This is a genomic window from Janthinobacterium sp. 64 (genome assembly GCF_002813325.1).
Taxonomy (GTDB): Bacteria; Pseudomonadota; Gammaproteobacteria; order Burkholderiales; family Burkholderiaceae_D; genus Janthinobacterium.
On record NZ_PHUG01000001.1, the window covers coordinates 270,256 to 289,141 of the forward strand.

An 18,886-nucleotide genomic window follows, 5' to 3' on the forward strand; every position below is an offset into this window, starting at 1 on the left:
GCGCCAAGCGCACGCGGGGGAGAGCTTACTTCAGGCCCAGCAGGGCGACGACGCGCTCGCGGCTGATGCCGACCAGCGCCGAGCTGATGGCCAGCAGCGATTCATAGCCGGGCTCGCTGGCTTTTTGCGTGAAGTTTTCCGCCAAGGTATCCATGCTGACGTTTTCTTGCACCGGTTGGGCGCGTGCCACCCGTCCCGTCGCTTGCGCCAGGGCCAGGCTGACGGAACTGCGCGCCGCCTGCAACTGCGCCAGCGCCTGCACCACTTGCTGCAAGGTGGCGCGCAAGGCTTCCACGTCGCCAGTATGCCATTCTTCCGGGGCGATGGCGGCCGGTTCCGCATCCGTGCGCACGCGGCTCATCTGGCCGGTCGGATAGCGGATGCCGCTGCCGCGCACGGACAGGCTGTCGCGCACGTTGGCCCAGGCCGCTTCCGACGTGCTGAACACCAGCTCGCCATTCTCGCCCAGCTTGACGCCAATGCCTGACGGCATGAGTGCGCGGTCGAAGCGCGAGACGATTTCGCTCTCGCTCAGGCCAGGTTCGATATTCACCGAGCGCAAGGCCTGGTTCGCGCCGCCGACGGAAAACGCCAGCACTTCCTGCGGACCTTCCTGCAGGCTGGCCATGGTCAGGCCACGGATGCTGAACTGCTGCTGCGCCGACTGCGGGCTGGTATAGCCGAGCTGTGCGTCGAGCGAGCCGGCCGAGGCGCTGGCGCGCTGGCGCCAGGTATTGCTGAACTGGCGCACGCGCGCTTCCACTTGTCCCTCGCGGCCCTGGCGCGCGGCCAGCTTGGCCGCCAGCTCGCTTTTCAGCGCTTGCAACTGGCTGCTGCTGCGTTCCAGGTAATCGAGCGTTTGCTGCGCGTTGGAAATTTCTCCCTGCAACTGGTGATCCCAGTTGTTCAGGCCATGCTTCAGGCTTGCCGTCGAACTCCTCGCCGCCGGCGCCTCGCTGCGCGTGCTGGCGTTGCCATTGACGGTAGCGGACGCGTCATCGACGACGCGGGCTGTGCCGGCGCCTTTGGCGTTGACGCCGGAAGAGGAGGAGGTCTGAACGATTTGCATGATGGTCAGAGAAGGTCGAACAGGGAAATGGTACCCACCTTGGCATAGGCCTTGTACGTGGCCTGCAGCGCCGTCTGGTAGCCGTTCAGGTCAATGGCGGCCGCGCCCATGTCGGTCTTCTTCAGATCTGACAAGGCCATGTCGTTCGACAGCGAAACGTTGCTCAGATTGCCCGACAGCGTGGAGAGAATGTTTTGCGCACCGCCGAAGATGGCGATCTTGCCTGAAAGTAATTCCATGCCATCATCGGTGCCATCGAGCGCGGCGACCACCACGCTGCGCACGGCCGGATCGCTGGGACTGAGGCCGGGCTTGCCCAGCGTGTCGATGGTCTGGTCGATCTTGTTCAGCCATACTTGCAGCTTGTCCACATCGACGTTGGCCGTCTGCGTCACGCCATTGCCCACCACCACGGTCTGCGTGTCGGTATTGCCGATGTAGGTGTAGCGCGAACCTGCCGTTGCCGCCGGGTCATATTTGATTGCGGGCTGGTCGGTAGCGGTGCCGGAAAACATGTAGCGGCCTTCCTGGTCCTTCAGGTTGGCCGTGTACAGTACGCTGTCGCGCATGGCGATCAGCGATTGCGTCATCGCCTTCAGGTCGTCCGGCGCATTGCTGCCGTCTGCGGCCCATACCAGCAGGTCGCGCGCCTGGCCCATGTCGGTGACCATGCTCGACAGGTAGTTTTCGTTTTTCAGCAGGCGCACTTTCACCGTCGCGATATTGTCCTGGTATTGCGTGACCATGGCTTGCTCGCGCGTCAGGCGCGAAATGCGCACATTGCCGATCGGATCGTCCGATGGCAGCTGGATGCGCAAGCCCGAGGACATCTGCTGGGTCACGTAGTTGATGCGTTCCTGATTTTGCTGAAGAGAAATATTAATCAGCGTTTGGTACTGGCTGCTGGCGACACGCATGCTCTTCTCCTTAACCCATCATTTGCAAAGTGGCATCAAACAAGGTATTCGCCACGGAAATGACTTTCATGTTTGCCTGGTACATATTCTGGAATTCGACCAGGTTCATCGCTTCCTCGTCCTTGTTCACGCCGCTGGTGGATTTCCAGTCGTCGATGGCTTGCGCGCGCACGGTGTTGGATGTCTTCAGCAGGGCCTGGTTCTGCTGACTGTAGATGGCCAGCTTGCCGACGAGCTGCGTGTCGGCATCGCTCATCAGGACATTGCCCACCCAGCTGACGCTGATCGGTTGATTCTTGATGTCGATTAATTTCTGCAAGTTGCCACTATCGCCGGCGGCGCCCGTCAGCGACAGGGCCAGGTCCTTGGCGTTGAAGCCTGGAGTAATGCCCAGCTTGCCATTTGCATAGACCAGCAGGGGGGTGCCGTTATTGCCAGGAGGCGGGGCCATGGTCGTGCCCTGGGCCAGCTGCGTGTTGACCTTGCTGGTCAACTGGGCGGCCATGTCTTGCAGCGACTGCTGCAGCGGTTTCAGGGTGTTTTGTTCGAAGTCGCCCAGGCCGCCCATCTGGCCGCCGATGGCGACCGGATCGAGGGTGTACGACGATTTGGCGAAATCGAGGGTCAGGGTTTGGTCGCCCGTGTTCGTCATGTTGCTGCTGAGGGTAGCGGCCATGTTGCCGATGACCAGCGGCTGTCCCGATTTCAGCGCGATATTGCGCGAGCCGTCCGGCTGGTCAAGCACGTCGATGCCCATTTGCGCGGCCAGGCCATCGATCAGCTGGTCGCGCGCATCCATCAGCGACGACACATTCGTGCCCGAGGCGGCGGAGGTGCTGATGCGCTGGTTCAGTATGGCGATGTTGGCCAGGGCGGTATTGGCTTGTGGCACGATCGCCGTACGTTGCTGCTGCACCGACAGCAGCTGGTTGCCCATGACGGTGCTGATGCTGTTGAAGCGTTGCGCCAAGGCGTCGGCCGAGGTGACGATCTGCTGGCGCAGCGGCGTCGACGTCGGGTCGACGGCGGCCGCGTTCAGGGCCTTGAAGAAACCGTCGATGCCGTTGCTGATGCTGGAGGCATCGTCACCCATCACGCGCTCGAGCTGCGTCAGGTAAGGCTGGGTCTGCGCACGGGCGCCCTGGTCGGACGCGGCGCGCCACATTTGCTGGCTTTTATACGCATCGGCAAAGCGCAGCAGGGCTGACACTTCCACGCCATTGCCGGCCGAGCGCACGCCCACACCGGCGCCAAGCGAGGACAACAGCACGCCCTGGCGCGTATAGCCCGCCGTTTGCAGGTTGGCGATGTTCTGGCTGGCCGCATTCAGTGCGGCCTGGGCGGCGATGCTGCCTGACAATGCATTGCTGATGATGCTCATTGGGCAATTTTCTTTCGTGAAGAGAGTGGCGCGTGCGGGTGGGCAGGCAGTGAATCGTTGTTACCTTGTACAGGCGACGTTTCAGGCAGATTTATTAAGCGGCGCCGCAATATTGTCGGTCTTGACAGTGCTGTTGGCCGAAACGGGCGCGCTGGCTGCCGGCAGCAACTGGCGCAGGATGGCGTCGGCGATGCCGAAGGCGCGCTGGCCGGCCATCTTGTCGGCCACCAGGTTGTCGGCCATTTCCAGCATGTCGCTGTTGATGGGGTCCTTGAAGACGCTGTCCTCGCCCGCCATCTCGCGCGTGCCCGAACGCATCTGGCGCAGCATGTGCGAGATGAAGAAGGCTTCGAACTTGACGGCCGCTTCGGTGGCCTTGGCCGCATAGCGGGGATCGGCCGGCGTGGCCGCGGCGGGGGTTTTGTCATCGAGCGCCGAGGGCAGGGCGCTGCTGCTGTCGTTGATATTAAGCATCAAATTACCACCAGTTCGCCTTCGATGGCCCCGGCTTGATCCAGGGCTTGTAAAATTGCCATGATGTCATCGGGCGAGGCACCCAGGCTGTTGACCACGTCGATGATGGACTGCAGCTTGGCGCCGGCCGGCCATTTGAACATATTGCCGTTGCCCTGGTCGACGGAGACCTTCGACTGCGGCGTGACGGTGGTCTGGCCGCGGCCGAACGGCGCCGGCTGGCTCACTGCCGAGCTTTCGGAAATGACGACCTTGAGCGAGCCGTGCGTGACGGCGGCCGCCTTCACGCGCAAGCCTTCGGCGATGACCACGGTGCCGGTGCGCGAATTGAAGACCACTTTCGGCGTGTCGACGCCCACATCGACGGTCAGCGCTTCGAGCTTGGCCATGAATGCCACGCGCTGCGTCGGGTTTTCCGGCGCCAGCACGTCCACGCTGGTGGCGTCGCGCGTGGTGGCGACGGCGCCGAAGCGGCGGTTCACGGCTTCGACGATATTGATGGCGGTCTCGAAATGCGGGTGGCGCAAGTTCAGGGTGACGGACGGCTTGGTGGAAAAGTCGCTGAGAATCTCGCGCTCGATGTTGGCGCCGTTGGGAATGCGGCCCGAGGTGGGCGTGTTGACGGTGACGGACGAGCCGCTCTTGCCGGTGGCGTTCAAGCCGCCAACGACGACGTTGCCTTGCGCCAGCGCATACGTTTCATTGTCGGCCGCGCGCAATTGTGTCAGCAGCAAGGTGCCGCCGCGCAAGCTTTTCGCATCGCCCAAGGAGGATACGGTGACGTCGATGGCCTGGCCACGGCGGTATCCTGGCGGAAACACGGCGCTGACCATGACGGTGGCGACGTTCTTGCTTTTTGCTTCGGCGCCGTCCGGCATTTTGACGCCGAACTGCTTGAGCATGTTGACCACGGACTGGCTGGAGAACTTTACCTGGGTGGTATCGCCGCTGCCGTTCAGGCCGACGACGAGGCCGTAGCCGACCAGCGGGTTGTCGCGCACGCCCTCGATGCTGACCAGGTTGCGCAGTACTTGCGCGGCGCTGGCGGGCAGGGCAAGGCCGGAGAGCACGGCCAGCATGGCTGCCAGGGGCAGGGCGGAACGAAATTTCATGAGGTCACCTTAAAACGGCATCCATGGGCCGACGAAGAAGCGCGTCAGCCAGCCCGGTGTATTGGCTTCGGCCAGGGTGCCCTGGCCGGAATAGGCGATCTGTGCGTTGGCGATGCGCAAGGACGATACCTGGTTGTTCGAATCGATGTCGGCCGCGCGCAGGTAGCCGCGCAGGCGCACGAATTCCTCGCCCTGGTTCAGGGTCAGCGTTTTCTCGCCCTGCACGCGCAGCAAGCCGTTCGGCAGCACTTCCTGCACGATCACGGTGATGGCGCCGGACAAGGCATTTTGCTGCGTGCTGGTCGAGTCGCCGGCAAAGTTGCGGTCGGCCGACAGGTCGATGCCCGTCTTGGGGAAGGTTTTGCCGAGGATGTTGGCCGCATTCACGCCGACGGACGAGCCCTTGTTGAACGAGGTGCCCGCCTTCTTGCTCGCTTGCGTGGTTTCCTGCAGGGCCACCGTGACGACGTCGCCGACGCGGAAGGCGCGGCTGTCCGAGATCAGGTCCAGGCCCGCATCGGGATTGAAGACGCCGCCGCCCACGCCGCCGCGCGCCGCGCTGCGCGGCGCCACGGGCAGCGGCGTATCGGAAAAGCTGGGCGCCACCGGCGCAGCCGGCCGGCTGGCGCAACCGGCCATCAACACCAGCAGCAGGGCCGCCGTGGCTTTCATTGCGACGGTCATCAGCGTGCCGCTTGCGCCAGGTATTGCAGCATATTGTCGGCGGCCGACAGCACCTTGGTGTTCATTTCATAGGTGCGCTGGGCTGCGATCATGTCGACCATCTCTTCGACCACCTGCACGTTCGAGCCTTCCAGCGCGAACTGTTTCAGCTTGCCCAGTGCGCCTTCGCCGGGACGGCCTTCCGTCGGCGTGCCGCTCGATGCCGTTTCCTGGAACAGGTTTTCACCGAGTGCCAGCAAGCCCGTCGGGTTGATGAAGCTGGTCAGGTTCAGCTGGCCCAGCTGGGTGCCGTTGACATTGCCCGGCACGCTGGCCGTGACCATGCCGTTTTCGCCGATGGTGATCGCCGTGGCATTGTTCGGTACGGTGATCTGCGGCACCAGCGGCAAGCCCTGGGCGTTGACCATCACGCCGTTTTCATTGATGCCCAGCTGGCCAGCGCGCGTGTAGGCCGCTTCGCCGTTCGGGCGCAGTACTTGCAAAAAGCCGTTGCCGGTGATGGCGACGTCAAATTCGCGGCTCGTCGTTTGCAGGCTGCCGGTGGTAAACACCTTTTGCGTGCCCACCATGTGCGTGCCGTTACCCAGCTGTACGCCCGATGGCGAGAGGGTATTGTCGGCGCGCTGCGTGCCTGGCTGCTGCTCGACCTGATAGAACAGGTCTTCGAAGACGACGCGGTCGCGCTTGAAGCCTACCGTGTTGACGTTGGCCAGGTTATTCGCGATGGCTTGCAGTTTTGCATCTTGCGCCTGCACGCCGGTCTTGCTGATCCACATTGCTGGATTCATGATTTACTCCTGGTAATTGGTTGGCGTTGGGCTTAAGTGCCCAGCAGGCGGTTGCCCGATTCCGTCATGGAATCACTGGCCTTGAATACTTTCATTTGCATCTCGAAGCTGCGGTTCAGGCTCATGGTGGCGACCATTTCCTCGACGGCCGAGACGTTGCTGCCTTCCAGGTGGCGGTCGCGCAGGCGCACCGCCGGGTCGGCTTGCAAGTCTTCACCGCTGCGCGCCACGATCAGGCCTGCCTCGTTCTTGGTCAGCTCGCCCGCTTCGGCGTTGACCAGCTTGAGCTTGTCGACCGTCTGCATTTGCGCGGTGCCCGGCACCTGGATGGAAATCGTGCCATCGGCGCCGATCGACAGGCTGCTGTGCTCGGGAATCGTGATGGGACCGCCTTCGCCCAGCACCGGCCGGCCATTGATGGTCAGCGCGCCCGTTTCATCGAGGTCCATGGCGCCGGCGCGCGTGTAGGCTTCGCCGTTTTGCCACTGTACCGCGAGAAAACCGTTGCCCGTGATGGCCACGTCGAGTTCGCGTCCCGTTTCCTTGATGGCACCCGTGCGCGTGCCGATGGCGCTCGACTGCGTCTGCGTCATGTGGCGGTCGTCGTAGCCATAGCCGTTTTGCAGCGGCTGGGCAGTGGACACTTCCAGGTTGGCGCGAAAGCCGCCCGTCTCGATGTTGGCCAGGTTGTTGGCGTGTACCTGCTGTGCCCGCAGGGCACGGTCGGCCCCGCTCATGGCGGTATAAATCAGCGCATCCATTGCTCTTTACCTTTGCGTATCGTGGATTACAGCGCTTGCATCAGCGATTGCAGCATGGCGTTCTCGGTCGAGATGACCTTCGAGTTCGCCTGATAATTGCGCTGCGACGTCATCAGGCCCACCAGTTCGGAGGTGATGTCGACGTTCGACTGTTCCAGCGAGCTCGTCACCAGTTTGCCGGCCATGCCGACGCCCGGACGGTCATACATGGCGGTGCCGGACGTGGTCGAGGCAACCCAGCTGGTATCGTTGACGGCCGTCAAGGCGCCTTCGTCGGGGAAGGTGGCCAGGGCGATCACGCCGATGCTTTGTTTCTGGCCGTTCGTGTATTTCGCCACGACGGAACCGTCAGTGGCCAGTTCCACGCCCGTGTAGGTGCCCGAGGCATAGCCGTCGGCGCGGTCGGTCGAGGTCGTCGATTCGCCGGCGAACTGGGTCGTGCCCGTGTAGTCGATGGCGACCGACATCGGTGCCGCGCCAGCTGGCGTCGGCAGGACCGGCGTGGCAGACGTGCCCGTCACCAGCTTGCCGTTCGTGTCGAACGTCATCTTCGTCACCGGCGTCACATCGGCGTTATCGAACGTGTAATGCACGTCCACGCCCGCGGCCGTCTTGACGAAGTACTGGCCCAGCGAGTGCTTGGCGCCCAGCGAATCGTAGATGATCGAGGACTTGCCGCTGTTGTAGCTCAGTTCGTTGGTCTTGTCGAAGGTCGCGGCCTTGATGGGCCATTCGGACGACATGTTGGCGGCATACGCCAGCTTGGTCGACGCCACGGCGGGAATCTGGCCCGTTGGAATCAGCATGTCGCCCATGGTGCCCAGGGCGGTGCTGTCCTTGACGGCGGCATAGCCCTGTACCAGGCGGCCATTCGCATCGATCAGCTTGCCTTCATTACTGGCCGAAAAGATGCCGACGCGGCTGTAGCTCATGGTGTTTTGCGCGTCGCGCGAGACGAAGTAGCCGCGGCCGTCAATGGCGGCGTCGAGCGCGCGGCCCGTGTTCAGCACGCCGCCGTTGAGCGACATGCTTTGCGTCAGCGAACCGATTTCCGTGCCGGTGGCGCGCGAACCGGCATACATGGCCGAAAAGTTGGCGCGGCTGCTCTTGAAGCCGTAGGTGCCGGCGTTGGCGATATTGTTACTGGTGCTGTTCAACTGTTGGTTGATGGACTGGATGCCGGACAGGGCGATGTCGAAACTCATGTTGACTTCCTTTAGTGAAGGACGAGATTAGTGTTCAGGAAACGAAGGGGCGAGCGGATCAGGCCGTCTTACCGTTAAAGCCGGTGATCGCGCCAGGGTTGACTTCGCCCAGGTTCGACACGCTCAGTATCATGCTGCCGCCGGACGACAGGCGCACGCTGTTGAGCTTGCCTGCGATGTCGACCGAAGGTTTTTCGGTGCCGTTGGTGCTGACCTTCATGCTGTAGGTGCCAGCAGGCAAGCCCAGGGCGACGGGATCGATGGTGAACGGCACCGTGCCGGCCGCCTTGGCGCCCAGTTCAATCTTGTATTCCTTGTCGTCCAGCCCTTTCAGGGTCACGGTGGTCTTGGTGGTGCCGGCGGCCAGCGCGATGCTGCCGCTGACCTTGCTCTTGTCGAGCTGCACCGTTTCGCTGTTGACCATCACCTCGGAACCCACTTGCGCACCCAGGGCCAGCACTTGCATCGATTGCAGCACGCTGGCATTGGCGCTGGTCAGCGCCGACAGGTTCTGCATCGCTTCCGTTTGCGCCTGCTGCGTCAATTGATTGACGAACTGGCTCGGATCGGTGGGCGCGAGGGGATCCTGGTTCTTGATCTGCGCGACCAGCAATTTGGTGAACATATCCTGGGTGGCATTGCTCTGCGACTTGACGGCATTGCTGCCGTTGTTGCTGGCGCCACTGTTGTTGTTTGTAAAGAGATTGGTTTCCATGGATTATGCTTCACCTAATTTGAGGAGCGATTGCTGCATCGACTTGATGCGGCCCAGAACTTCGACATTGGTTTCAAACGCGCGCGAAGCCGACATCATGTCGGTCATCTCGGCAACCTGATTGACGTTGGGGTAGAACACCATGCCATCGGCATTGGCCATCGGGTGGCCCGGTTCATACACCTTGCGCAGGGGCTCATCGCTTTCCACCACGTCGAGCACCTGAACTCTTCCGCCGGCGCCGCTGGCACCGGAACCATCCATCACGGCCGCAAACACGGGCTTGCGTGCGCGGTAGGTTTCACCTTCGGACCCGGCAACGGAATCGGCATTGGCCAGGTTGCTGGCGATGGTATTGAGGCGCACGGTCTGCGCCGCCATCGCCGAACCGGCGATCTTGGAAATATCCTGGAAGCTCATGCTGATCCTTATTGTCCGGAAATGGCCTTGGCCAGACCCTTCAGTTTCATGTTGACGAAAGTGAGACTGGCCTGGAAGTCGCTGGAATTTTGCGAGAACGCCGCCTGCTCGACGCCGATTTCGACGGTATTGCCGTCGCGGCTGGGGTGGTAGGGCACGCGGTACAGGGCACTGGCATCGTCATCGGTCGACAGCAGGCCCGCTTCGTTGTCCTGCAACTGTTGCAGGGCGCTGCCGAAATCCATGTCCATGGCCTGGAAACCGGGCGTATTTTCATTGGCAATATTGGCCGCCAACACGCGGGTACGGTCGGCACGCAGCGCGAGTGCATCGGCGTGCACGCCTAGCGCATCCTTGAAATTAATCCCCATGGTCTTCCTTTGTATTGAATTCGATCGTGCTTTTTGCGGTTCGGGCTAGAAAATAGGTGGTGCAGAGGTAAAATCCCAGCCTGGTCATGTTGACGCATGGTAAGGTCATGCCGCTTCAGTATCTTTGATTAAGGTTAGCAATGATTCATTTCAACAGCATTACGGTGATCCGAAACAAGGTGCCACATCCTTACATACTGCTTCCTGGCCTATTTTTATTGACCAGCCTATATAGTAGTGCAGGACGAGCAGAATTGCCAGCCGACAATATATTTTCGCGTGTTGAACAGTTGGCGCGAGAGCAATTGGCGCAGCAGGCAGCCACGGCAGGATTGCTGGAACCGCAGTTTCAGGTGGCCGTGGTGAAAAGCACGCGCCCCGTGCCCGCTTGCGCGGCGCCTGTCACGCTGGAGACGGCGGACAGCCGTTCGGCGCAACGCATGCGCTTTGTGGCAGTGTGTCCTGGAAGCAACGGTTGGCGTTATGAAATGTTGGCGCGCGGTAGCATCACGGCCCAGGTCGCCGTCACCAGCGCAGCCGTTACGGCCAATACGCCGTTGCAGGCGGGCGACGTGACCTTGGCACGGCGCGATGTGACGATGGTGCCTGACAGTATTTCCTCCTTGCCTGGCGCCGTTGGCCTGTCGAGCCGGCGCAGCTTGCGTGCCGGCGAAGTGCTGCGCCAGGGACAGTTGGCCGCACCCATGCTGATCAAGCGGGGCAGTGCGGTCAATATCGTGGCGCGCAAGGAGCAGGTGGAGGTGAGCATGGCCGGCGAAGCGCTGGACCCGGGCGCGCTGGGAGAGGTGATCCGCGTGCGCAACGCCACCAGCGGCACGGTGATACGTGCCAGGGTGGTCGATGCGGGCGTGGTGGAGCCGGCCGATCTTACCGGCCGTTAAGGAGGTCAGTCTGCGGCGGCCGTGCGCTGCAGGCGCGTCGCCAGCTGCGTCAGCTTGGTGGCGTAGTCGGGGTCGGTGGCATAGCCGCCGCGCGCCAGGCCTTGCGCAAAGGCGCCCGCGTTGGCGCCCGTGTTCAGGGCGGCGCGGTAGCGTGGATTGTCGAGCAACACTTGCGCATAGTCGCGGAAGGCGCTGGCCTGGTCCGGATAGCTGCGGAAACGCTCGGTTTTCTTCAGCGCCGTGCCGCTGCCGGCCGCGTATTCGGTGGTGACGTTGCTGGCCACGTCGCCCTGCCATTTGCCGCCGGCCTTGATGCCGAACAGATTATTCGTGTCCGCGCCCGTACCCTGGCGCAACGGACGCTGGCCCCAGCCCGATTCCAGCGCCGCGTGGGCGGCGACGATTTCCGGCGCCACGCCCAGACGCGCACCCGTTTCTTCCGTCCACGGCTTGATCGAGGCGAGGAACTGCTGCTGTACTTCGCCGATCTCGCCGCCCTGGTTGATGCTGCCCAGCACATTGACGGGCTGGCTCTGCTCCAGGTAGGCGCGTCCTTGCGGGCTCAGGCTGGTGGCGTTGCCGCCGCCCTGTTCGATGAAGCGGGCCACTTCGCCCTGCACTTGCCGGAACACGCTACTGAAGTTGCCGTCGGAGCCGGTGGCGTCGGTGGCGCGCATATTGCTGTGTACGGCGGATGTGGCCGCCGTCGATGGCGTCGCCGCCATGGCGCGCAGTGTGGGGAAATCAGCCTGGCGCATACGTATCTTCCTCGCCATGCAGCACGCGCTGCATGATGCTGTACTGCTCTGTTAATAAATCGCTGTTGCGGGCATTCAGGCGTTTGGATTCCAGCACCATCTGCTCGAGCGCGACCCAGTCGCGCTCGGCGGTGGTGCGCGCATCTTCTTGCAACAACGCAAACAATTGTGCCATATCGCCTTGCGGGCCCAGCAGGGCAGTGACGAGGCTGACGCGCTGGCGGCGGCGCGCATCGAGCGGCTCGACGGCGGCGATGACTTGCTCGGCCAGCGCCGTCAGCTGCGCGCTCTGGTGCTGCAAGGTGGCCTGGAATTGCGCTTCCAATAAGGATTGCAGGGCGGCATAGCCGGCGCGGTCATCCACCATGCCTTGCAGCACGCGGCGCACGGCTTCCTGGCGCGTGATGCCCTTGCGCGGCGCGGTCACGATTCGCCGCCGTGGAAGCGCTGGATCAGGCCGGCCAGTTTCGATGGATCGAAGGGCAATTCGCCCTTGGCCAGCGCATCGCGCAGCATGGCCACGCGCTCGTGGTCGATTTCGGGCATGGCGCGCAGGGCGGCCATGGCCGGTTGCAGCACGGCCGATTGCAGTTCCGCCCCGGCCGACGAGCCGGCCATGGCGCCGGCGGCGCCTGCGTTCTCGGCGATCGCCTCGGCCGGCGCGACGGCGCTGCTGCGCACGGCAGCACCGGTATTGCCGGAGGAGATTTTCATACGTTGTCCCTTGCCCTTAATTTGCATGCTCATCGCGCTCCTTCTTTGCGGGCAGGCCCAGTTTGTCGCGCAGGCGCTGCAAGGTTCCCGAGTCCGGTTCGCCCACTTGCAGTTCGTCGCCTTGCGGCTTTTGTCCGGCCATGCCGAACATGGCGGCGATGCTGTCGGCCTGGCCACGCGTCAATATTAACAGTTCGATGCGGCGGTTGATGCCGGCGCTGGCATTTTTCACGTCCAGCGGCGCGCGGTCGGCCATGCCGACTACTTGCAGCACGCTGTCAGGACTCATGCTGCCGATCAGCAATTGCGCGCGTGCCGACATGGCGCGGTTGGCCGACAGGGTCCAGTTCGAATAGCCTTCATAGCCGGTATTGGCGTATTGCATCGAGTCGGTGTGGCCGACGATCAGCATCTGGTTTTCCATTTGCGCGAATACCGGGCCCATCTGGCGCAGCAGCTTGCGGAAACGGTCGGTCGGCACGGCGCTGCCGCGCACGAACATGCCTTGCTTGTCCGTATCGTGCAACATGACGCGCAAGCCGTACGGCGTGATCACCGATTGCAGATTGCTCTTCAGTCCTGCTTCGTCGCTGAGCTTGTCGAGCGCGCGCGACAGCGAAAGCAAGTCTTCCGGCGACTGGTAGCTGACCTTGGTCTGGTTTTGCGGCGCCGCGCCGGCCTTGCCTTCCTGTGTCTGCTTGCCTTCCGTGCGCGTATCGCCCGAGCCCTTGCGGGGCATGGGGAAGCGCTCGATCAGGCTGCCGCGCGGACCGCCGCTCTGTTCCGGCATGACGCCCTGGCCTTCGCCCTGGCGGCTGCTGGCCGACGCGTCCATCATGATTTCCTTCATCGCCTGCTGCTCGCGCGCGGCCATCAGCCACAGCACGAGGAAGAGCGACAGCAGGGCCAGGCAAAAGTCGGCGAACGCCACTTTCCAGGCGCCGCCATGGCCATCGTCGTCGTGCTTGCGACCGGCACGCTTGATGATGGCCTGTTCATGTTTCTCATGCGGCTTTAGCACGGCGGCCTCCCCGGCCTTGGCCCTGCTCTTGTTCGGCGCCGCCACCTTCGAGCGCAGTGATCCAGCTTTCCAGCTGGGCGAAGCTCGGCTTGATGTTCAGTTGCACCAGGCGGCGTCCCGCATCGATCGCCAGCAGGGGCGGCTTGCCCGCCACGTGCGTGACCAGCACCACTTTCACGCATTCCATGGTCGAGCCTTCCTCGCCCACCAGCTGTTTCATCATGTTGCACATCGGATCGAGCACGCCGTAGCAAAAGAAGATGCCGATGAAGGTACCGACCATGGCGGCGCCCACTTTTTCCGAAATTTCCGCCGCATCGGCGCCGTCGGCCACGGAATTCATGGCCATCACGATACCCAGAACGGCGGCCAGAATACCGAAGCCCGGCATCGCTTCGGCGATCTTGTGCAGGGACTTTGACGGTTGCAGCAGTTCGTCGTGGATGGCTTCGAGTTCCTGTTCCAGCACGCCTTCGAGCTCATGCGCGTTGATCTTGCCCATCGCCATCAAACGGAAGTTGTCGACGATGAAGGCCAGCAGCTTCGGCTCTTCCAGCACCAGCGGATAGCGCTGGAACAGGGCGCTTTCGCGCGGCGCCTCGACGTGCGCGTCGAGCGCTTTCAGGCCGCCGGCGGCCGTTTGCAGCAGTTCATACATCAGCAGCAGCAACTGGCGCTGGAATTCCGAGCCTTGCTTCTTGTGCGTGACGATCTTGCGCATCTGGTGCAGCATTTCCCCGAGTACATGCTTGGGGTTGCCCAGCACCAGGGCGCCGACGGCGGCGCCGATGATGATGATCAACTCGACCGGTTGCCAGATCGCGTGGACGGTGCCGCCCATCAGGGCGAAGCCTCCGAATACACACCCCATCACGATTAAGATACCGATAATTACCATGTCAACTGCCTTTCTGCGTCATTGTGCTACATCAATTTGATGGGTCTTGCTGAAACTACTGCTTCACTTTACGTATCTTGCAGCATGGCTTTCATCTTGCCCAGTGCCGTCTTGTTCAGCTGGCAGACGCGGGCGTCGCTCAGGTCCAGCACGGCGGCAATTTCTTTATAGCTCAGTTCGAACTCGTAGTACATCTGGATCACGCGCTGCTCGCGCTCGTCGAGCGTACGCAGCGCCTGTTCCAGGCTGCGCCGCACCATCAATTGCTCTTCCGGACTCGGTGCGCTGTCGGCCTGTCCCAGGCTTTCCTGCAGCACTTCGTCGAAACTGACGATCAGCTCGGCGTTCTCCGCCAGCTGGTATTCCTGGAAGGCTTCCGGCGTCAGCTTCAGGGCGGCCATGATTTCCGCGTCCAGCGGCTCGCGCCCCAGGCGCCGGGTCAGGGCGCGCACGCTGTCGCGCAATCGATGGCTTTCCTGGCGCACGGCGCGCGGGCGCCAGTCCTGGCGCCGCAGCTCATCGAGGATGGCGCCGCGGATGCGCAGGCTGGCATAGCTGCCGAAAGACTGGTCTGGCACGCCGTAGCGGCGCAAGGCTTCGAGCAAACCCATCAGGCCGATCTGTTCCATGTCGTCGCGGTCGATGGCGCCCGACACCTGCGAATTGAGCTGGCGTACGATGCGCTTCACCAAAGGGGCATACGCCACCAGATGTTGTTGCTCTTCAGCAACGCTGAGCACGGCCGCGCAAGCGCTGGCGGCGGCATATTCGCCGGCGCCATACGCTTCCTGGTATTGCTCTGCATAGGCCACGGGGTCTCCCACTAGGTCGGCTGGCGTGTTGGCTTATTCAATGATCAGCTTGCCGACCATGACTTCGGTGTAGGGCTTTTCCATCTGTTCGCGTTCATAGCTGACATTGAATGCCTTGTTGATCTGTTCGGCAAATTGCTCCACCGTCATGGTCTGTGCCTTGTCCATCGGAAAGCTCGACAAGGTACTCACGGCGATCGAGCGCATCAGCGGCAAGTGGTCCTTGGTCAGTTTTTCCTTTTCCTCGGTGGTGGCGATCACCAGGTCGGCCGACAGGTAATGCGTATCGCTGTCGCCGGGTCCGCGGCGCAGCATCACGATGACCTTGTCGAGGGTGATGAACTTGCGCGCCTTCTTGCCCGTGGCGGGCGGTGGCGAGGCTTTAGTTTCGGCAGCCTCGGCATGGCCGGCGACCGGCTTGGCCAGGTACCACATGGCGCCACCGGCCGCGCCGGCAGCGAGCACGGCCACGGCGATGAAGCCGGCTATCAATTTCATTTTCGTATTCATCAGGCGGTATCTCGCTCATCCATGGCGTAAGTGGTAGCGGCAGTGCTGCCGTCGGACAGGGCGCGCCCAGGTTCGGCGTCGTCGTTCTGGCGGCCTGGCTGACGCTGGCCGCGCGCATCGCCTTCGGCAAACGCCTGGGCGGCAGGGCTGCGCGGGGTGGCGCTGATATTGACGGCCACATCGGTGTACTGGCGCTGTGCCAGGTCGCTGCGCATGTTTTCGCCGATGCCTTGCAACTGGCGCAACACTTCCGAGTTCGACGCCGTGACGTTCACTTGCAGCGCGCCGGCCGTGTGGCGGATGGAAATTTCAATGCGGCCCAGCATCGGCGGATCGAGGCGGATCGTCGCGTGTTCGCTGTTGCGCCCGATCTGTGTCTGCAGGCGTTCGCCCAGCGCTTCGCGCAACGGTTCCTGCCATTGCTGGGCAGGGCCGTTGAGTTTGATCGTGTCGGCGCCCGGCGTTGCAGCGGCGCCATTGTTTACGCCGGTGGCCGGGCCCGGGCTGACGGGCGTGGCCGCAACAAGGCCGCGCTCGCCATCGCGCGTGGCGGCGGGTGCCGCTGCCGCCGGCGTGGCCGTCATGGCCGGCGCCGCATCGAAGCTGGCGGCTGGCAGCGCGGTCTTGCTGCCGGCCGCAGACGCTGGTGTTGGCTGGGCTGCCGCTACCGGTTCGCCCAGATCGCGTGCTGGCGCCATCCTGGCCGTCTGCACATTGAAAGCAAGGGCATCGGGATGCAGGCGGCTGTTCAGGTCCAGGGTCTGCTGTGCATTGCCTTGTTGCGTAGCGGCTACGTCAGCGTTTCCCTTGGCGGCGGCAGCGTCAGCTTGGGGCGACACGGGCAGCATGGGCGCCATCAGCGGTGGCGTCATGGCGGGCAGGCCCGCGTCCTGCGTTGTCGCAGCCTGAGCGATGTCGGCAGCTACGTCCGTGGCGGGGACGCCATCGTCCGTCACGTCCGCGGCCAGGTCTTGCGCCAAGGCGGCATCGCTGGCGACCGTTCTCTGCGCTGGCGTGGGCAGGGAGAACAGGATGTTGCGCGCGGTGCCACTCTCGGGCGCGTCCTTGCTCACGGACGCGTTAACGCCCGCCTCGGCGCTCCTCGATGGCGTGGTCGCAGTGCTCTGTGTTGGGTTGAAGCTCATTTTCATGCTGGATTCTCATCTTGATACATGGCATTTTCAATCGCATACGCGACCCAGCCTTCTTGTTTCGAATGGATTTCGCCCAACTGCATGCCCAGGCGATATTTTTCGTCGGAACACGCCTGGTATGCCTGCGCATGCGCCTTGCGCAAGGCGAGCAGGGCGGCTTTTTCACGTTCGCTCAATATGCCCAGGCTGGCAAGGTGCTGCGCCAGTTTTCTGTCGAGTAATTCCAGCGCATCCCAGTTCTGGCTGGCACTGGCCGCCAGTACTTCGCGGGCCAGCTGGAGCGACAAGGGGGTGCTATCCATTCTTGGCCTGGACGCCGAGCCAGCCTTGTTTGATCGTCGTCAACAGCGTGGTCACCTCGTCGATCAGGGCCGGATCGAGCGTGATGCCGGCCGAATACAGGCGGCCGGTGCAGTACTCGTACAGGCGGCCCAGATTGCCGACGACTTCGCCGCCATTCTCGAAATCGAGCGAGCTCGACAGTCCGTTGATGATTTCCGTACATTTGTTCAGGCTGATGGCCTTTTGTTCATAGCGCTTGCCGACGATATGTCCGCGCGCGCGCGCCAGTTCTTCCAGCAAGCCGTCGGTGAGCAGCAAGACCAGTTCGACCGGGGTGGCGCGCGACGTCTGCGCATCCAGGTTGACGGCGTGGTAATTACTGTATGCATCGTGATTCATTATTTTTTCTCACTGTAAAAGCTTGGTGCGGCTGGAAGGCCGGCGCCGCCGTCATGCAGACGGCGCCGGCCTCTATTTAGTCTTGTCGCTGCTGAACAGGGCATCGAACATATCGGTCGTTTGCGCCATGCGTGCCTGCAACGATTGCAGTTGGGTGAACTGCGCCTTGTAGCGGTTGTACATCGCCGTGTAGTCGGCCTCGAACTTGGTCTGGCGTTCGCCCAGCGATTTTTGCAGCTTGGATACCGAGGTTTCGCGTTGCGTCAGCATGCCGTTGGAGGAAGTCCAGCTGTCGACGAACTTGTTGAGCTTGCCTGCGATGCCGCTCGGTGTGTTGCTCGAGTAGTTGCCGATTGCCTTGTCCAGCCCGGCCGGATTGGCTTTCATCGCCGCTTCGAACTTGGTCGTATCGAGCGCCAGCGTGCCGTTGCGCTGCGCCGTGATGCCGAAAGTGGCCAGCGATCCCGCGGCCGTTTCGCGCAGGGTGCGCACCAGCTGGTCGCGCAGCACGCGCACGCCGCTGTCGGTGGAAAAGACGCCTGCCGCCTTACCGGACGATGGATCGCCCGGATCGGTCAAACCGTCGAGTACGGCCTTGAGCTTGTTGTAGGCGGTGACAAAGCTCTGCGCATTGGTCGTCGTGGCGGACGAATCGAGCGCCACGGTCAGTGTCATCGGCGCGTCGCCGATGGCCTGGGCCTTGGTAAACGTCATCTTCACGCCGTCGATGTTGCTGAAGGTATTCGACGATTGCTCGACGCGGCTGCCATTGTCGACCCCATCTACAGGCCGGGCGCCGACCCAGAGGATGGCGTTTTTGGCCTCGACCAGCTCTTTCGGCTTGGGTGTCATCGCCGTTCCCAGGGCACCGCTACCGAGCGCACTAGTGTCAAAGTCCAGTTTTCCTTCCGCGCCGCTGACATTCGAGGTCAGTACCAGCTGGGCCACGCCGCCGATGGTGATGACGGAGGCGGTCACGCGCGAGTTGTTTTTGGGTTCCGCATTGATGGCGGCGGCAATTTCCTTGACCGACAGCAACTGGTCACCATTGTTGTTGGCCTTGCTCAAGTCCACCGTGAAATCACCGGTGCCCACCTTGATTTTCAGTGTGCCAGCCTCGGCGCTAGGGGTATCCCCCAGGTTACCGAACGACACCTGGTGATTTGTGGCGACCTGTTCCACGAACAGCGAATAGGTGCCCGCTGCCGCCGTCGAAGAAGTCGTGGCGCTGCCCAGCGCAGTGTTGCTGAGGGCGGCGCTCTGCGTCAGCAGGGTCTTGCCGTTAGTCAGTCCCAACAAGCTGGAGCTGAAGGAGGTCAAGGCCATTTTCAGGTTCACCAAGCCACCCGAAGTGGCTGTGGCGGCCTTGGTCTGGGCAGTGATGCGCGCCTGCAGATCGGCCGTGTATTTGTCGGTCAATGCCTGGGCAGACGCCGTCGGGTCGTAGGTATTCGAAGCGGAAGTGGAAAAGGCCATGTCAAACTCCTAAAATTAGCATGCAGGATATACCCAATGACAAGGCGACCAAATATTCACTTT

Annotated in this window: 24 protein-coding genes; 1 reads left to right on the forward strand and 23 read right to left on the reverse strand. The window is 62.6% G+C overall.

The annotated features are described in order from the left end of the window. Positions 1-25: 25 nt before the first annotated feature. From CLU91_RS01195 to flgB, 12 genes are all read right to left on the reverse strand, one after another. Complete coding sequence (locus CLU91_RS01195) at positions 26-1,069, reverse strand: hypothetical protein (RefSeq protein ID WP_100872626.1); 1,044 nt, start codon at positions 1,067-1,069, stop codon at positions 26-28. 5 nt (positions 1,070-1,074) lie between these two features. Then, positions 1,075-1,986, reverse strand: a complete 912-nt coding sequence (flgL, locus tag CLU91_RS01200; RefSeq protein WP_100872627.1) for a flagellar hook-associated protein FlgL — start codon at positions 1,984-1,986, stop codon at positions 1,075-1,077. A gap of 10 nt (positions 1,987-1,996) precedes the next feature. Then, entirely contained in the window at positions 1,997-3,367 is a 1,371-nt protein-coding gene (gene flgK, locus CLU91_RS01205; RefSeq protein WP_100872628.1) for a flagellar hook-associated protein FlgK, read from the reverse strand. Positions 3,368-3,448: 81 nt separating this feature from the next. Next, positions 3,449-3,841, reverse strand: a complete 393-nt coding sequence (locus CLU91_RS01210) for a rod-binding protein (protein ID WP_100872629.1) — start codon at positions 3,839-3,841, stop codon at positions 3,449-3,451. Continuing rightward, on the reverse strand, positions 3,841-4,953 hold the full coding sequence (locus CLU91_RS01215) for a flagellar basal body P-ring protein FlgI (protein ID WP_100872630.1): 1,113 nt from the start codon (positions 4,951-4,953) through the stop codon (positions 3,841-3,843). The genes CLU91_RS01210 and CLU91_RS01215 overlap by 1 nt, the downstream gene beginning before the upstream one ends. A 9-nt stretch (positions 4,954-4,962) precedes the next feature. After that, positions 4,963-5,637: a flagellar basal body L-ring protein FlgH gene (gene flgH, locus CLU91_RS01220; RefSeq protein WP_232730577.1), complete on the reverse strand. Its 675-nt coding sequence runs from the start codon at positions 5,635-5,637 to the stop codon at positions 4,963-4,965. Then, a complete protein-coding gene (flgG, locus tag CLU91_RS01225) occupies positions 5,637-6,425 on the reverse strand; it encodes a flagellar basal-body rod protein FlgG (RefSeq protein WP_198521207.1) in 789 nt (262 codons plus the stop codon). The genes flgH and flgG overlap by 1 nt, the downstream gene beginning before the upstream one ends. 32 nt (positions 6,426-6,457) lie before the next feature. After that, positions 6,458-7,186, reverse strand: a complete 729-nt coding sequence (flgF, locus tag CLU91_RS01230) for a flagellar basal-body rod protein FlgF (protein ID WP_100872632.1) — start codon at positions 7,184-7,186, stop codon at positions 6,458-6,460. Positions 7,187-7,212: 26 nt separating this feature from the next. After that, complete coding sequence (locus CLU91_RS01235; protein WP_100872633.1) at positions 7,213-8,391, reverse strand: flagellar hook protein FlgE; 1,179 nt, start codon at positions 8,389-8,391, stop codon at positions 7,213-7,215. A gap of 58 nt (positions 8,392-8,449) precedes the next feature. Further along, the gene (locus CLU91_RS01240; RefSeq protein WP_100872634.1) at positions 8,450-9,106 is read right to left on the reverse strand and encodes a flagellar hook capping FlgD N-terminal domain-containing protein; all 657 of its coding nucleotides are present in this window, start codon (positions 9,104-9,106) and stop codon (positions 8,450-8,452) included. 3 nt (positions 9,107-9,109) lie between these two features. Then, entirely contained in the window at positions 9,110-9,526 is a 417-nt protein-coding gene (gene flgC / locus CLU91_RS01245; protein ID WP_071077840.1) for a flagellar basal body rod protein FlgC, read from the reverse strand. 8 nt (positions 9,527-9,534) lie between these two features. Continuing rightward, the gene (gene flgB / locus CLU91_RS01250) at positions 9,535-9,897 is read right to left on the reverse strand and encodes a flagellar basal body rod protein FlgB (RefSeq protein WP_100872635.1); all 363 of its coding nucleotides are present in this window, start codon (positions 9,895-9,897) and stop codon (positions 9,535-9,537) included. A 305-nt stretch (positions 9,898-10,202) separates the two neighbouring features. Between flgB and flgA the strand changes: the two genes are divergently transcribed. Continuing rightward, a complete protein-coding gene (gene flgA / locus CLU91_RS01255; protein ID WP_232730578.1) occupies positions 10,203-10,799 on the forward strand; it encodes a flagellar basal body P-ring formation chaperone FlgA in 597 nt (198 codons plus the stop codon). A gap of 5 nt (positions 10,800-10,804) precedes the next feature. On the opposite strand, the gene CLU91_RS01260 is transcribed toward flgA, so the two are convergent. The 11 genes from CLU91_RS01260 to fliD all read right to left on the reverse strand — a co-directional run bounded on the left by CLU91_RS01260 (position 10,805) and on the right by fliD (position 18,823). Then, positions 10,805-11,557: a glycoside hydrolase family 73 protein gene (locus CLU91_RS01260; RefSeq protein WP_100872637.1), complete on the reverse strand. Its 753-nt coding sequence runs from the start codon at positions 11,555-11,557 to the stop codon at positions 10,805-10,807. Further along, positions 11,544-11,984 (reverse strand): flagellar export chaperone FlgN, encoded by a 441-nt coding sequence (gene flgN / locus CLU91_RS01265; protein WP_100872638.1) that lies wholly within the window; start codon positions 11,982-11,984, stop codon positions 11,544-11,546. Before flgN ends, CLU91_RS01260 begins: the two co-directional genes overlap by 14 nt. Then, a complete protein-coding gene (gene flgM, locus CLU91_RS01270) occupies positions 11,981-12,271 on the reverse strand; it encodes a flagellar biosynthesis anti-sigma factor FlgM (protein WP_100872639.1) in 291 nt (96 codons plus the stop codon). Before flgM ends, flgN begins: the two co-directional genes overlap by 4 nt. Positions 12,272-12,287: 16 nt before the next feature. After that, complete coding sequence (locus tag CLU91_RS01275; RefSeq protein ID WP_232730579.1) at positions 12,288-13,292, reverse strand: flagellar motor protein MotB; 1,005 nt, start codon at positions 13,290-13,292, stop codon at positions 12,288-12,290. After that, positions 13,276-14,190 (reverse strand): flagellar motor stator protein MotA, encoded by a 915-nt coding sequence (gene motA / locus CLU91_RS01280; protein ID WP_099764161.1) that lies wholly within the window; start codon positions 14,188-14,190, stop codon positions 13,276-13,278. The genes CLU91_RS01275 and motA overlap by 17 nt, the downstream gene beginning before the upstream one ends. Before the next feature lie 68 nt (positions 14,191-14,258). Further along, positions 14,259-15,002, reverse strand: coding sequence for a FliA/WhiG family RNA polymerase sigma factor (locus CLU91_RS01285; protein WP_100876526.1), 744 nt, complete (start codon positions 15,000-15,002; stop codon positions 14,259-14,261). A gap of 33 nt (positions 15,003-15,035) precedes the next feature. Beyond that, the gene (locus CLU91_RS01290; RefSeq protein ID WP_232730580.1) at positions 15,036-15,500 is read right to left on the reverse strand and encodes a flagellar basal body-associated FliL family protein; all 465 of its coding nucleotides are present in this window, start codon (positions 15,498-15,500) and stop codon (positions 15,036-15,038) included. 11 nt (positions 15,501-15,511) lie between these two features. Beyond that, a complete protein-coding gene (locus tag CLU91_RS01295) occupies positions 15,512-16,663 on the reverse strand; it encodes a flagellar hook-length control protein FliK (RefSeq protein WP_100872642.1) in 1,152 nt (383 codons plus the stop codon). Continuing rightward, the gene (locus CLU91_RS01300) at positions 16,660-16,968 is read right to left on the reverse strand and encodes a hypothetical protein (protein WP_100872643.1); all 309 of its coding nucleotides are present in this window, start codon (positions 16,966-16,968) and stop codon (positions 16,660-16,662) included. The genes CLU91_RS01295 and CLU91_RS01300 overlap by 4 nt, the downstream gene beginning before the upstream one ends. Continuing rightward, complete coding sequence (fliS, locus tag CLU91_RS01305; RefSeq protein ID WP_198521208.1) at positions 16,961-17,347, reverse strand: flagellar export chaperone FliS; 387 nt, start codon at positions 17,345-17,347, stop codon at positions 16,961-16,963. Before fliS ends, CLU91_RS01300 begins: the two co-directional genes overlap by 8 nt. A gap of 72 nt (positions 17,348-17,419) precedes the next feature. Further along, on the reverse strand, positions 17,420-18,823 hold the full coding sequence (gene fliD / locus CLU91_RS01310; protein ID WP_100872645.1) for a flagellar filament capping protein FliD: 1,404 nt from the start codon (positions 18,821-18,823) through the stop codon (positions 17,420-17,422). Positions 18,824-18,886: the final 63 nt, after the last annotated feature.